Raw genomic sequence first — 12,354 nt, forward strand, 5'->3', positions numbered from 1 at the left:
CAACCGCTGGAGACGCCCGGTGAGTTCCCCAGATCCGCAGGTTCGCGCAGCGCGAAACCAGTCAACCAGTTCCGCGAGTCCCGCGGGGCGCGGCCCCGTCGTCGCGGTCACCGGCGCCGCGTACGGCGTCGGCGCGCTGCTCACCGAGCAGCTCGCGGCGTCCGACGAGGTCAGACAGGTGCTGGCCATCGACGAGCGGCGTGGTGAGTGCGCCGCCGCGCAGTGGCACATCCTCGACGTACGGGATCCGGCCATCGCGGACAAGCTGCGCGGCGCCGACGTCGTGGTCCACCTGGCGCTCGACCTCGACCTGGAGACCGACGCCGCCGCCCGAACGGCCTACAACGTCCGGGGGACGCAGACCGTACTGACCGCCGCCGCGGCCGCCGGAGTGCACCGGGTCGTGCTGTGCACCTCGTCGATGGTCTACGGGGCGCTGCCCGACAACGAACTGCCGCTGTCGGAGGACGCGGAGCTGCGCGCCACGGCGGAGGCCACGGGCGTCGGCGACCTGCTGGAGATCGAGCGGCTGGCACGGCGGGCACCCCGGGCCCACCCCGGACTGAACGTCACCGTGGTGCGGCCGGCCGTCCTGGTCGGCGGCACCGACACGGCTCTGACCAGGTATTTCGAGTCGCCCCGGCTGCTGGTCGTCGCCGGGTCGCGGCCCGCGTGGCAGTTCTGCCACGTCGAGGACCTGTGCAGCGCGCTGGAGTACGCCGTCCTGGAGAAGGTCGAGGGGGAACTCGCCGTCGGGTGCGACGGGTGGCTGGAGCAGGAGGAGGTCGAGGAGCTCAGCGGGATCCGCCGGATGGAGCTGCCGTCGGCGGTCGCCCTGGGCGCGGCGGCACGGCTGCACCGGATCGGCCTCACGCCCTCCCCCGCGGGGGACCTGGCCTACACGATGTACCCCTGGGTGGTGAGCGGCAGCCGGCTGCACGACGCCGGGTGGCGGCCGCGGTACACCAACGAGGAGGTCCTCGCGGAACTCCTGGAGGAGGTCTCCGGGCGGCACACCGTCGCCGGGCGGCGCCTGGGCCGCAAGGACGCGACGGCCGCGGGCGCCGCGGGCGCGACGGTGGCGCTGCTGGGCGCGGCGGCGGTGGTGCGGCGGGCCCGGAAGGCGCGGCGGCGGATCTGAGGGACGCCCCTGCAGCGATCCGCGGGACGCCCGCGTGGCAGCGGAACGCTGTAGGAGACTCCAAACCTCCACGCGCGCGTGCCGGTCGATGGCTCTATTTCGTGCTGTCGGTCCCGTGCGGCACGATGGGGCCATGGCATCCACGAGCGATCACCCCGGTGAGCGGGCCGCGCAGGACCCCGTCAAGCTGATCGGGATCCGGGACACGCCCCTGTCCGTGGACGAGGTGTTCCGCGCCGTCGGGGACGACGCGTCCGGCGGCACCGCGCTCTTCGTCGGCACCGTGCGCAACCACGACGGCGGTGCCGACGTGGCGGAGCTGGGGTATTCCTGCCACCCCAGCGCGGAGGCCGAGATGCGTCGGATCGCCGAGAAGGTGGCCGCCGAGTTCCCCGTGCGGGCGCTGGCGGCCGTGCACCGCGTGGGCGACCTGCGGATCGGGGACCTCGCCGTGGTCGTCGCCGTCTCCTGCCCGCATCGCGGAGAGGCCTTCGAGGCGTGCCGCAAGCTCATCGACGACCTCAAGCACGAGGTCCCCATCTGGAAGCACCAGCGGTTCTCCGACGGCACCGAGGAGTGGGTCGGCGCCTGCTGATCCGGCAAGGCGAATTCCGGTTGCGTAACCGCACCCCCGGCGTGAGCGTTGTCACTGCGGATGGTTAATCTGCTGATCAGTCAGTTCGCGGACGCTCGATGGGGTTGGAGGTCGGCATGGCGGCGCTCGCCTGGTTGCTGATTCCGCTTGTGGCTGCGATCGGCGCGGGGCTGTGGGGAAGTTGGGCCAACCGGACCCGCAAGGTCCGTGGCGACGGCCCGGAACTCATCGGATACGCCCGCTTCCGCGAGGCCATGGAGAAGCCCCGGCCGGGTGCCTGACGGTCGGAAAACAGCAGGTCACAAGCGTCTTGGCGCGTAGGGCCGCCCCGTACGGGCGGCCCTGACGGTGCGCTGACAGGACCGTCCCGTACTGTCGAGTCATGCCACGCCGCACTGCGACGATGCTCGCCTCCACCCTGATGCTGATCGCGCTGTTGTGCGCGGGAGTGTTCATCCCCGTGCCGTACTCGGAGATGTCCCCGGGGCCGACGGTGAACACGCTCGGCGATCACGACGGCGAGCCGGTGCTGCAGATCGCGGGGCGGAAGACGTATGCGACGACCGGCCATCTGAACATGACCACGGTCCGGGTCACGAGCGCCGACTACCGGATGAACCTGGTCGAGGCCGTCTACGGCTGGCTCGCGCACGACAACAAGGTCGTGCCGCACGAGACGCTCTACCCGGACGGCAAGACCGAGGAGCAGTCCACCCAGGAGAACGCCGAGGAGTTCAGCCAGTCCCAGGAGAGCGCCAAGGTCGCCGCCCTGAAGGAGCTCGACGTCCCGGTGAAGTCGTGGGTGATCGTCTCCACGGTCGTCAAGGGGTCCCCGGCCGAGAACAAGCTGCACGCCGGGGACGTGATCAAGGCCGTCGACGGTACGGCGGTCAAGCAGCCGGCCGACGTCGCGAAGCTGGTCACGAAGCACAAGCCCGGCCAGGACGTCCGCTTCACCATCGTGCCCGCCAAGGAACAGGCCGCCGCCGAGAAGGAGAAGCGGACGCCGACCAGGACCGAGGACATCACGATCACCAGCACGACGTCCGACGACGCGGGTGAGAAGCGCGCCATCGTCGGCATCTCCGCCGGAACCGATCACACGTTCCCGTTCACCATCGACATCAAGCTGGCCGACGTCGGCGGACCGAGCGCCGGTCTGATGTTCGCGCTCGGCATCTACGACAAGCTCACGCCGGGCAGCCTGACCGGCGGCACGTTCGTGGCCGGCACCGGCACGATCGACGACGCGGGCAAGGTCGGCCCGATCGGCGGCATCGAGATGAAGACCGTCGGCGCGCGGGCGAAGGGCGCCCAGTACTTCCTGACGCCCGCCGACAACTGCGCGGCCGCCGCCAAGGACACCCCGGAAGGCCTCACCCTCGTCAAGGTGGACACCATCCGGGACGCCCTCGGTGCCCTGAAGGACATCCGCGGCGGCGACACCGCGGACCTTCCGCGGTGCGGTAAGTAGGTGCGGTAAGCAGCCGAAAGGGGCCCGGCGGTCCGGGCCCCGAAGCCCGCGGGCTAGTCCTCGAAGGTCGCGGACAGCGCCTCCGCCAGGCCCGGCACCAGGTCGGAGCCGGTCAGCACCTCGGTCGGCGAGTCCTTCTCGCGCAGCCTCAGGGCCGAGTCGCGGGTGCCGTCGCGCAGCACCCCGACCGTCATCCGGACCTCCTGACGGTCCGGGTGCTCCGCCACCCACTTCGTCAGCGCCGCCCCGCTCAGATCCTTCGGGACCTGGGCCTCGGCGGACGGGGGCAGCATCAGGCGCTCCACGGCGAGGGCGCAGCCGGAAACCGCGTCGGGCCAGGCGATGGTGGCGAGGAACTCGTCGAGCGGCTTGCCCGTTGGAACCTCGTCCTGCTCGATCGGGGTGAGGCCGGAGTTCTCCGGCTCCTCGCCCAGACCGAGCCGGTCCGCGAGCGAGGGCTGTTCGGCTCGCAGCCGTGCGGTGTCGACGAGGGCGAAAAGGCGGGCCGGCTGGTCCCAGCCGAGGCCGGAGACGTACTCGTCGATCTCGAGCACGGCCCGGGTGAGCGGGTTCGCAGCCATGGGAGTGTTGGACATGGTCACAATCCTCTCTCGTTCCTGGCCGGAATCGGGAACCGAGTAAACGGTGAGTAAGTTGCATAGGTGGGGGCCCACGATCACGGGGGCCACGGACGGCCCGTGAGACGCGGGCCCGACGAATCGACAGCGAACTTCGAGGTGCGCACCTTGGCTTTCCAGATGCCGGACCGCGGCGGAGGCCCGACAGGGCCGCGGATGAGAGTGGGCCGCCCGTCCCGGCGCGTCCGGACCCTGCTCATGACGCTGGGCGTCCTGGCCGTCCTCGGCATGGCGTTCACCATGTTCGCGGGGTTTTGGACGGACTGGCTCTGGTACCGGTCGGTGAACTACTCCTCGGTCTTCACCACCACCCTGTGGACCAAGATCGGACTCTTCTTCGTCTTCGGCCTGCTCATGGCCGTCGCGGTCGGCGTCAACATCTGGCTGGCGCACCGGCTGCGGCCGCCGCTGAGTGCCATGTCGATGGAGCAGCAGAACCTCGACCGGTACCGCATGAGCATCGCGCCCTACAAGAAGTGGCTGCTCCTCGGGATCACCTCCCTGGTGGGCCTGATCGCCGGCGCCTCCGCGTCCGGCCAGTGGCGCACATGGCTGATGTGGGTCAACGGCGTGTCCTTCGGACAGAAGGACCCCCAGTTCAAGCTGGACGTCTCCTTCTACGCCTTCGACCTGCCCTGGTACCGGTTCCTGCTCGGCTTCGGCTTCGCCGCCGCGATCCTCTCCGTGATCGCCGCCGCGCTCACCCACTACCTCTACGGCGGGCTGCGCGTCACCAGCCCCGGTGCGCGCGCCACGGCCGCGGCCACCGGGCACCTGTCCGTGCTCATCGGGATCTTCGTGGCCCTGAAGGCGGTCGCCTACTGGCTCGACCGGTACGGGCTCGCGGTGAAGTCCAGCGACTTCCGGGCGACCGACAACTGGACCGGCCTGCGGTACGTCGACGCCAACGCCTACCTGCCGGCCAAGACGATCCTGTTCTGCATCGCCGTCATCTGCGCGCTGCTGTTCTTCGCCACCCTGTGGCGGCGCACCTGGCAGCTGCCCGTGATCGGCTTCGGCCTGATGGTGCTCTCCGCCATCCTCATCGGCGGGCTCTACCCGGCGATCGTGCAGAAGTTCCAGGTCCAGCCGAACGAGCAGGCCAAGGAGGCGCCGTACGTCGAGAAGAACCTCGAGGCGACGCGCAAGGCCTACGGCATCGACGGCACCAAGGTCACCGACTACACGGGTACGAGCACGACCGAGGACAAGACCAGGCTCCGCGACGACGTCGACGCCACGGCGAGCATCCGGATCATGGACCCGAACATCGTCTCGCCGACGTTCCAGCAGCTCCAGCAGATCAGGAACTACTACGCGTTCCCGAACAACCTGGACGTCGACCGCTACGCCAAGGACGGCAAGGAGCAGGACACGGTCATCGGCCTGCGTGAGCTGAACCTCGCGGGCATCCCGAAGAAGAACTGGATCAACAACCACTTCCGGTACACCCACGGGTTCGGAGTGGTCGCCGCCGAGGGCACCAGCGCCGACGCCCAGGGCCGTCCGAACTTCACGGAGTCCGACCTGCCCTCCGAGGGCGACCTCGGTACCTACGAGCAGCGGATCTACTACGGCGAGAAGACCGACACGTACTCGATCGTCGGCGGTCCCCAGAAGGAGATCGACTACTCCGACGACAACGGCGAGAAGACCACCAGCTACAAGGGCGACAGCGGGGTCAACCTCTCCAACCCGGTCAACCGGGCCGCGTACGCGGTGGCGTTCGGCGAGCCGCAGATCCTCTACTCCGGCGCCATCGGCGAGGGTTCGCGGATCCTGTACAACCGCACGCCCAAGGAGCGCGTCGAGGCGGTCGCCCCGTGGCTGACCATCGACGGCGACGCCTACCCGGCGGTCGTGGACGGCCGGATCCAGTGGATCGTCGACGCCTACACGACGACGAACGGCTACCCGTACTCCTCGCGCACGACCCTCGGTGACACGACCGCCGACTCGCTGACCGCCACCAACGACAACCGTGCGGTGGTGGCCCAGCAGAACCAGGTCAACTACATCCGCAACTCGGTGAAGGCGACCGTCGACGCGTACACCGGCGAGGTCAAGCTCTTCCAGTGGGACACGAAGGACCCGGTCCTCAAGACCTGGATGAAGGCCTTCCCGGACACGGTGGAGCCCAAGAGCGACATCTCCAAGTCGCTGATGGACCACCTGCGCTACCCCCAGGACCTGTTCAAGGTCCAGCGGGAGCTGCTCACGCGCTACCACGTGAAGGACGCGACGACGTTCCTCAGCGGCAGCGAGGTCTGGCAGGTGCCGGACGACCCGACGAACCGGTCGGGCAACGCGGTGCCGCCGTACTACCTGAGCATGAAGATGCCCGACCAGAAGGCGCAGGCGTTCTCCCTGACGACGACCTTCACGCCCAACGGCCGGGACAACCTCAGCGCGTTCATGGCGGTCGACGCGGAGGCGGGCACGTCCGACTACGGCAAGATCAGAATCCTGAAACTGCCGACGAACACCACGGTGAACGGGCCCAAGCAGGTCCAGAGCCAGTTCAACTCCCAAGAGGACATCGCCGAGTCCATCAGGCTCTTGAGAGGCGGCGACTCCGAAGTCGAGTACGGCAACCTGCTGACGGTGCCGCTGGACGGCGGACTGCTGTACGTGGAGCCGGTCTACGTCCGCGGTGGCGGACTGAAGTACCCGCTGCTGCGCAAGGTGCTGGTCACCTACGGAGGCCAGACCGCCTTCGAGAACACGCTCGACGAGGCCCTCAACAAGGTCTTCGGAGCGGAGGGCGCGACTCCCGAGCCGCCGGAGGAGGGGGACACGCCGCCTCCGCCGACGTCCGAGAACCCGACGGTCCAACAGGCCTTGGAGGACGCCCAGAAGGCGTTCGACGCCGGCCAGGAGGCCCTGAAGGAGAACGACTGGGAGGCGTACGGCCGGGCGCAGGAGGACCTGGAGGACGCGCTGCAGCGGGCCGAGGACGCCCAGGCCGAGGCGAGCCGCGGAGGCGGAGGCGCCGGGGGCGGCGAGAGCAAGCCCAGCGGCAGCCCGAGCCCCAAGCCGAGCAGTTAGGCCCTGGCCTGGTGAAATGCCCGTCCCGCGCCGTGATACGGTTGTGAACACAACGGCGCGGGGTGGAGCAGCTCGGTAGCTCGCTGGGCTCATAACCCAGAGGTCGCAGGTTCAAATCCTGTCCCCGCTACTGAAGTCGCGATGTCCGAGTGACGGCGCGGCCACGAAGGCCCGGATTCCACAGTGGAATCCGGGCCTTCGTGATGTGTGAACGCATGTATGGGTGCGCGCTGCGGCCGCGCCGCCGGGGGGAGTTGGGCGTTCTGTGTTTGACTTGTCGTTCTGTGGGCATGTCGACAAAACGCTGTAGTGACCTCACTGGCTGCGGTATACCAGGTGTACCCAGGTTGCAGGTGGTGCGACGATGGACGTTATGGGGGACAAGGCAACTCTGTTCGAGACAGGGCGTTTTGTGCAACCTTCCACCCGGGAGGACACCGAGACCCCGGACGAGACCGGGGAACTCGCCGACGAGGCGGCCGAAGAGCTGCGTCAGCGGCTCGCCGCGGAGGCCGGCGACATCGAGGCGATGAGTGTCCTCGGGGCCATGCTGCTGCGCCGCGGTGATCTCGACGGTGCCGAACCTCATCTGCGTGCCGCCACCGCCGCGGGCGACCGGGCCGCGGCCAACAACCTGGGCGTCCTGCTCCACCAGCGCGGCTACGCCGACGAGGCCGCCGGCTGGTGGCGGATCGCCGCCGTCGCGGGATCGGCCGCGGCCGCGCACGCCCTCGGCCGGCACCACCGCGAGCGCGGCGACGAGCCCGCCGCCGAGTACTGGCTGCGCCAGTCCGCCGAACAGGGCCACACCCTGGGCGCGTACGCCCTCGCCGACCTGCTGGAGCACCGTGGGGACGCCGCGGCCGAGCAGTGGATGCGCGTGGCGGCCGAGCGCGGGCATCGCGAGGCCGCGTACCGGCTGGCCCGGGCCCTGGACCGCAGGACGGCGCGGGAGACCGACGGCGACAGCGGCGTCCAGGCGCCCGAGGAGGCCGAGCAGTGGTACCGGCAGGCCGCCGCGCGCGGGCACCGGCGGGCCGCCCTGCACCTGGGGTCGATCCTGGAGCGGCGCGGCGAGCTCAAGGAGGCCGGGCGCTGGTACCTGACGTCCGCCAAGGACGGCGAGGCGCGGGCCGCCTGCGCGCTCGGGTTCCTGCTGCGCGACGCGGGCGACACGGAGAACGCCGCCGTGTGGTGGTTGCGGGCCGCGCAGGACGGCGACGGCAACGCGGCGAACGCGCTGGGCGCGCTGCACGCCGAGCGGGGCGAGACCCAGACCGCCGAGCGGTGGTACCGGGCCGCGATGGACGCGGGCGACGTGAACGGCGCGTACAACCTCGGGCTGCTCTGCGCCGAGCAGGGGCGCACCGCGCAGGCCGAGCAGTGGTACCGGCGCGCGGCCTACGCCGGGCACCGGGAGGCCGCCAACGCGCTGGCGATCCTGCTGCTGCGGGGCGGGGACGAGACGGGTGCGGAGCCGTGGTTCTCCAAGGCCGCGGAGGCCGGGAGCGTGGACGCCGCGTTCAACCTGGGCATCCTGCACGCCGGGCGGGGTGAGGAGGAGGCCGCGCTGCGCTGGTACGAGCGGGCCGCCGCCGCCGGGCACACCGAGGCGGCGCTGCAGGTCGGCATCGCGCGGCTGCGGGACGGCGACGAGCAGGAGGCCGAGCGGTACCTGCGGTGTGCGGCCGGGGGCGGGAGCGCCGAGGCCGCGTACCGGCTGGCGACCGTGCTCGACGCGCGGCGGCCGCCGGAGCCGGCGCACGAGCTCGGCGAGCCGGTGCACCTGCGCAGCGAGTGCGAGGAGTGGTACGAGCGGGCGGCGTCCCAGGGGCATCGGCGGGCCCAGGTGCGGGTCGGCATGCTGGCGGCGGCCCGGGGGGACGTCGTCGAGGCGGCCCGGTGGTACCGGGAGGCGGCCGAGGCCGGGTCCCGCAACGGCGCGTTCAATCTCGGGCTGCTGCTGGCCCGGGAGGGGAGCGAGCCCGAGGCGGTCGTGTGGTGGACACGGGCGGCCGACGCCGGGCACGGGCGGGCCGCGTTGCGGCTGGCCCTGGTCTACGCGCGTCGGGGCGAGCTGGCGGAGGGGCAGCGGTGGGCCGACCGGGCCGTGTCCCTGGGCCCGGGGTCGGTGGCGGAACGAGCGGCTCGGCTGCGCGACGCACTCCGGCAGGAACTGTCGGCGTGAAGCGGGGCGGCGGCTTGCGGGGCGCTCGGCGTTCGTCCCGGGGCTGAGGCCGCCTGGAGCGGCGGCCGCTTTGGCAGGGCCGCGGGGCGGCTGGGCTGGTAGGCGTGCTCCGGTGGGAGCGGTCGGCGTGGGGTCGGGTGGCTTGCGGGCCGGTTGGGGCTGGTCCTGGGGTGAGTGGTGGTTCTGGCCGGTCGTCGCTGAGGGCGGCAGGCGTTCGTCCCGGGGCTGAGGGCCGCCTGACGCGGCGGTTTCGTCTCGGCACGGCCGCGGGGTGGCTCGGCGGGGAGGCGTGCTCCGGCGAGGGCCGTCGGCGTGGGGTCGGGCGGCTTGCGGGCTGGTCGGGGTTCGTCCCAGGGCGTCCCAGGGTCGAGCGGGGGTCCGGACGGCCCCTGGAGGCTCCCTTCCTCGTGATCGGCAGTGTCACTGGCGGCGCCGGCGTTAAGCGATTTGCATCTGCCCTCGTCATTGACGTAACGTTGCATTCACCGACGCGGGGTGGAGCAGCTCGGTAGCTCGCTGGGCTCATAACCCAGAGGTCGCAGGTTCAAATCCTGTCCCCGCTACTGAAGGCCGAGGGCCGGAATCCGAAAGGGTTCCGGCCCTCGGTGTTTCCCAGGGCTCCAGCGGACCGCGTGCGCAGCGGAAAGCCCCGGCACCATCGGTGCCGGGGCTTTCGCGTGGGCCGGGCTAGGCGGCCGCGCAGTTCGGACAGACGCCGCGGTACGTCACCTCGACGTCCGAGACCGTGAAGCCGAAGCGCTCGGAGTCGGGAAGATCCGCCAGGGGGTTGCCGACGGGGTGCACGTCGCGGATCGCGCCGCACTGGGCGCAGACCAGGTGGTGGTGCGGCCGGTGAGCGTTCGGGTCGTACCGCTTGGCGCGCTGATCGGTCGAGACCTCCAGCACCTCGCCCAGGGTCACGAGCTCACCGAGCGTGTTGTAGACGGTCGCCCGGGAGATCTCGGGCAGCTTGGCGACGGCCCGGGCGTGGACCTCGTCGGCCGTCAGATGGACGTGTTCGCCGTCGAGGACCTCGGCCACGACGCGCCGCTGCGCGGTCATCCGCCATCCGCGCCCGCGCAGGCGTTCCAGAAGGTCACTCATGGCCACCAGCCTAACAGCTAAGGGGACCAGGTCCCGAACAGGTGTGAGATTAGAGTCTCACTTGCTTTAGACAATGTCTATTGTAGGATCGAGAACGGCTTTGGCCAAGGGACAGGTTTGGCCAGGAACGGTGCAGGAGGCGCACGTGACGACGCAGGGACCGCTTACGACGGAGGCCGGGGCTCCGGTCGCCGCGAATCAGAACAGCGAGACCGCGGGCGTCGGTGGCCCGGTGCTCGTTCAGGACCAGCTCCTGCTGGAGAAGCTCGCCCACTTCAACCGCGAGCGGATCCCGGAGCGCGTGGTGCACGCGCGCGGTGCCGGCGCCTACGGCACCTTCACGGTGACCGCCGACGTCACGCCGTACACGCGTGCCGCGTTCCTCTCCGAGATCGGCAAGCAGACCGAGGTCTTCCTGCGCTTCTCGACGGTGGCCGGCAACCTGGGCGCGGCGGACGCCGTCCGCGACCCGCGCGGCTTCGCGCTGAAGTTCTACACCGAGGAGGGCAACTACGACCTCGTCGGCAACAACACCCCGGTGTTCTTCATCAAGGACGCCATCAAGTTCCCCGACTTCATCCACACCCAGAAGCGCGACCCGTACACCGGCTCGACCGAGGCGGACAACGTCTGGGACTTCTGGAGCCTGTCGCCCGAATCCACGCACCAGGTGACCTGGCTGTTCGGCGACCGGGGCATCCCGGCCTCCTACCGCCACATGGACGGCTTCGGCTCGCACACCTTCCAGTGGAGCAACGCGGCCGGCGAGGCCTTCTGGGTGAAGTACCACTTCAAGACCGACCAGGGCATCAAGAACCTGACCAGCGCGGAGGCCGCCCGGCTCGCCGGTGAGGACCCCGACTCCCACCAGCGTGACCTGCGCGAGGCCATCGAGCGCGGCGAGTACCCGAGCTGGACCGTCGGCGTGCAGATCATGCCCGTCGCCGAGGCGGCGACGTACCGCTTCAACCCGTTCGACCTGACCAAGGTGTGGCCGCACGCGGACTACCCGGTCGTCGAGATCGGCAGGCTGGAGCTCAACCGCAACCCGGAGAACATCTTCGCCGAGGTCGAGCAGTCGATCTTCAGCCCCGCCCACTTCGTGCCGGGCATCGGCCCGTCCCCGGACAAGATGCTCCAGGGCCGCCTCTTCGCGTACGGCGACGCCCACCGCTACCGCGTCGGCATCAACGCCGACCACCTGCCGGTGAACCGCCCGCACGCCACCGTGGCGCGCACCAACTCGCGGGACGGGTACCTCTACGACGGCCGTCACGGGGGAGCGAAGAACTACGAGCCGAACAGCTTCGGCGGACCGTTCCAGACGGACCGTCCGCTGTGGTCCGCCACGGCCGTGAGCGGCGCCACGGGCAACCACCCGGCTCCCGTCCACGCCGAGGACGACGACTTCGTCCAGGCGGGCAACCTCTACCGGCTGATGTCGGAGGACGAGAAGGAGCGCCTGATCGCCAACCTGGCGGGCTTCATCGCCAAGGTCTCGCGCGACGACATCGTCGAGCGGGCGATCGACAACTTCCGTCGGGCCGACGGAGACTACGGCAAGCGGCTGGAGGTCGCGGTCCAGGCCCTGCGCGGCTGAACTCCAGCACTGGACCGCTTGCGGTAGTGGACGGGCCGGGTCCCCCGAGGGGGCCCGGCCCGTTCGTGTGCTCCCGTGCCGTCAGGCGGGCACCTGCTGACGTGCCGGTGCCCAGCAGCGGATGATGTCGCGGACCGAGACGACGCCGGCGGGCTCGTCGCGGTCCAGCACGATGAGATGACGGAAGCCACCGTGCGCCATCGCGCCGGCCGCCTCCTCCAGGGTCCAGGTCGGGGTCGCGAACACGACGTCGTTGGTGGTGTGGGCGTGGGCGCGCTCGGTGTCCGGGTCCTGGCCGCGGCCCACGGAGTTGAGGATGTCGCGTTCGGTGAGGATGCCGATGCCGCCGGCGTCAGGGTCGAGGACGATGGCCGCGCCGACCTTCCGGGCGGACATCAGCGCGGCGGCCTGGCGCAGGGTGTGGGCCGGGCCGATGGTGAGGACGACGGTGCTCATGGCGTCACGGACGAGCATGGATGGAGCCACCTCCTGGGAGTGTCCCCGCCTTTGTTCCACTTTTCACAAGTTCACAAGTGGGGGGACTCCCAGAGTGGCAGGCAAAGGGA

Annotated in this window: 10 protein-coding genes and 2 tRNA genes; 9 read left to right on the forward strand and 3 right to left on the reverse strand. The window is 70.5% G+C overall.

Features of this window, described 5'->3' with window-relative positions; translation table 11 throughout:
• The first annotated feature begins 19 nt into the window (after positions 1-19).
• From ABTZ58_RS20695 to ABTZ58_RS20710, 4 genes are all read left to right on the forward strand, one after another.
• Positions 20-1,141 carry an SDR family oxidoreductase gene (locus ABTZ58_RS20695; protein WP_351358462.1) on the forward strand — a complete coding sequence of 374 codons (1,122 nt, stop codon included), beginning with the start codon at positions 20-22 and terminating at the stop codon, positions 1,139-1,141.
• Positions 1,142-1,274: 133 nt separating this feature from the next.
• Positions 1,275-1,736, forward strand: a complete 462-nt coding sequence (locus tag ABTZ58_RS20700; protein ID WP_094057152.1) for a molybdenum cofactor biosynthesis protein MoaE — start codon at positions 1,275-1,277, stop codon at positions 1,734-1,736.
• 116 nt (positions 1,737-1,852) lie between these two features.
• A complete protein-coding gene (locus tag ABTZ58_RS20705; RefSeq protein WP_309095383.1) occupies positions 1,853-2,017 on the forward strand; it encodes a hypothetical protein in 165 nt (54 codons plus the stop codon).
• Positions 2,018-2,118: 101 nt separating this feature from the next.
• A complete protein-coding gene (locus ABTZ58_RS20710) occupies positions 2,119-3,210 on the forward strand; it encodes a YlbL family protein (protein WP_351358466.1) in 1,092 nt (363 codons plus the stop codon).
• A 53-nt stretch (positions 3,211-3,263) separates the two neighbouring features.
• Here the strand turns inward: ABTZ58_RS20710 and ABTZ58_RS20715 are convergent, their stop codons facing one another.
• Positions 3,264-3,806, reverse strand: coding sequence for a PPA1309 family protein (locus ABTZ58_RS20715; protein WP_351358469.1), 543 nt, complete (start codon positions 3,804-3,806; stop codon positions 3,264-3,266).
• Positions 3,807-3,968: 162 nt separating this feature from the next.
• Here ABTZ58_RS20715 and ABTZ58_RS20720 point away from each other — a divergent pair, with 162 nt between their 5' ends.
• The 4 genes from ABTZ58_RS20720 (at position 3,969) to ABTZ58_RS20735 (ending at position 9,647) form a co-directional block, all read left to right on the forward strand.
• A complete protein-coding gene (locus tag ABTZ58_RS20720; RefSeq protein ID WP_351358539.1) occupies positions 3,969-6,896 on the forward strand; it encodes a UPF0182 family membrane protein in 2,928 nt (975 codons plus the stop codon).
• 56 nt (positions 6,897-6,952) lie between these two features.
• Positions 6,953-7,026 (forward strand) — tRNA-Met (locus ABTZ58_RS20725).
• Between the two features lie 234 nt (positions 7,027-7,260).
• Positions 7,261-9,084, forward strand: coding sequence for a tetratricopeptide repeat protein (locus ABTZ58_RS20730; RefSeq protein WP_351358472.1), 1,824 nt, complete (start codon positions 7,261-7,263; stop codon positions 9,082-9,084).
• 489 nt (positions 9,085-9,573) lie between these two features.
• Positions 9,574-9,647, forward strand: a tRNA-Met gene (locus ABTZ58_RS20735).
• Between the two features lie 124 nt (positions 9,648-9,771).
• Here ABTZ58_RS20735 and ABTZ58_RS20740 read toward each other — a convergent pair.
• Complete coding sequence (locus ABTZ58_RS20740) at positions 9,772-10,188, reverse strand: Fur family transcriptional regulator (RefSeq protein ID WP_309095379.1); 417 nt, start codon at positions 10,186-10,188, stop codon at positions 9,772-9,774.
• Positions 10,189-10,261: 73 nt separating this feature from the next.
• Here ABTZ58_RS20740 and ABTZ58_RS20745 point away from each other — a divergent pair, with 73 nt between their 5' ends.
• Entirely contained in the window at positions 10,262-11,788 is a 1,527-nt protein-coding gene (locus tag ABTZ58_RS20745; RefSeq protein WP_351358476.1) for a catalase, read from the forward strand.
• A gap of 81 nt (positions 11,789-11,869) precedes the next feature.
• On the opposite strand, the gene ABTZ58_RS20750 is transcribed toward ABTZ58_RS20745, so the two are convergent.
• Complete coding sequence (locus tag ABTZ58_RS20750) at positions 11,870-12,262, reverse strand: CBS domain-containing protein (RefSeq protein WP_309095377.1); 393 nt, start codon at positions 12,260-12,262, stop codon at positions 11,870-11,872.
• Positions 12,263-12,354: the final 92 nt, after the last annotated feature.

The organism is Streptomyces sp. NPDC094143 (genome assembly GCF_040303825.1).
GTDB lineage: Bacteria > Actinomycetota > Actinomycetes > Streptomycetales > Streptomycetaceae > Streptomyces.

Excerpts from the sequence above, each read along its gene's own strand:
- ABTZ58_RS20750 (WP_309095377.1), bottom strand. The coding sequence starts at position 12,262 with ATGCTCGTCCGTGACGCCATGAGCACCGTCGTCCTCACCATCGGCCCG.
- ABTZ58_RS20745 (WP_351358476.1), top strand. The coding sequence starts at position 10,262 with ATGTCTATTGTAGGATCGAGAACGGCTTTGGCCAAGGGACAGGTTTGG.
- ABTZ58_RS20705 (WP_309095383.1), top strand. The coding sequence starts at position 1,853 with ATGGCGGCGCTCGCCTGGTTGCTGATTCCGCTTGTGGCTGCGATCGGC.
- ABTZ58_RS20700 (WP_094057152.1), top strand. The coding sequence starts at position 1,275 with ATGGCATCCACGAGCGATCACCCCGGTGAGCGGGCCGCGCAGGACCCC.
- ABTZ58_RS20730 (WP_351358472.1), top strand. The coding sequence starts at position 7,261 with ATGGACGTTATGGGGGACAAGGCAACTCTGTTCGAGACAGGGCGTTTT.
- ABTZ58_RS20740 (WP_309095379.1), bottom strand. The coding sequence starts at position 10,188 with ATGAGTGACCTTCTGGAACGCCTGCGCGGGCGCGGATGGCGGATGACC.
- ABTZ58_RS20715 (WP_351358469.1), bottom strand. The coding sequence starts at position 3,806 with ATGTCCAACACTCCCATGGCTGCGAACCCGCTCACCCGGGCCGTGCTC.
- ABTZ58_RS20710 (WP_351358466.1), top strand. The coding sequence starts at position 2,119 with ATGCCACGCCGCACTGCGACGATGCTCGCCTCCACCCTGATGCTGATC.
- ABTZ58_RS20720 (WP_351358539.1), top strand. The coding sequence starts at position 3,969 with ATGCCGGACCGCGGCGGAGGCCCGACAGGGCCGCGGATGAGAGTGGGC.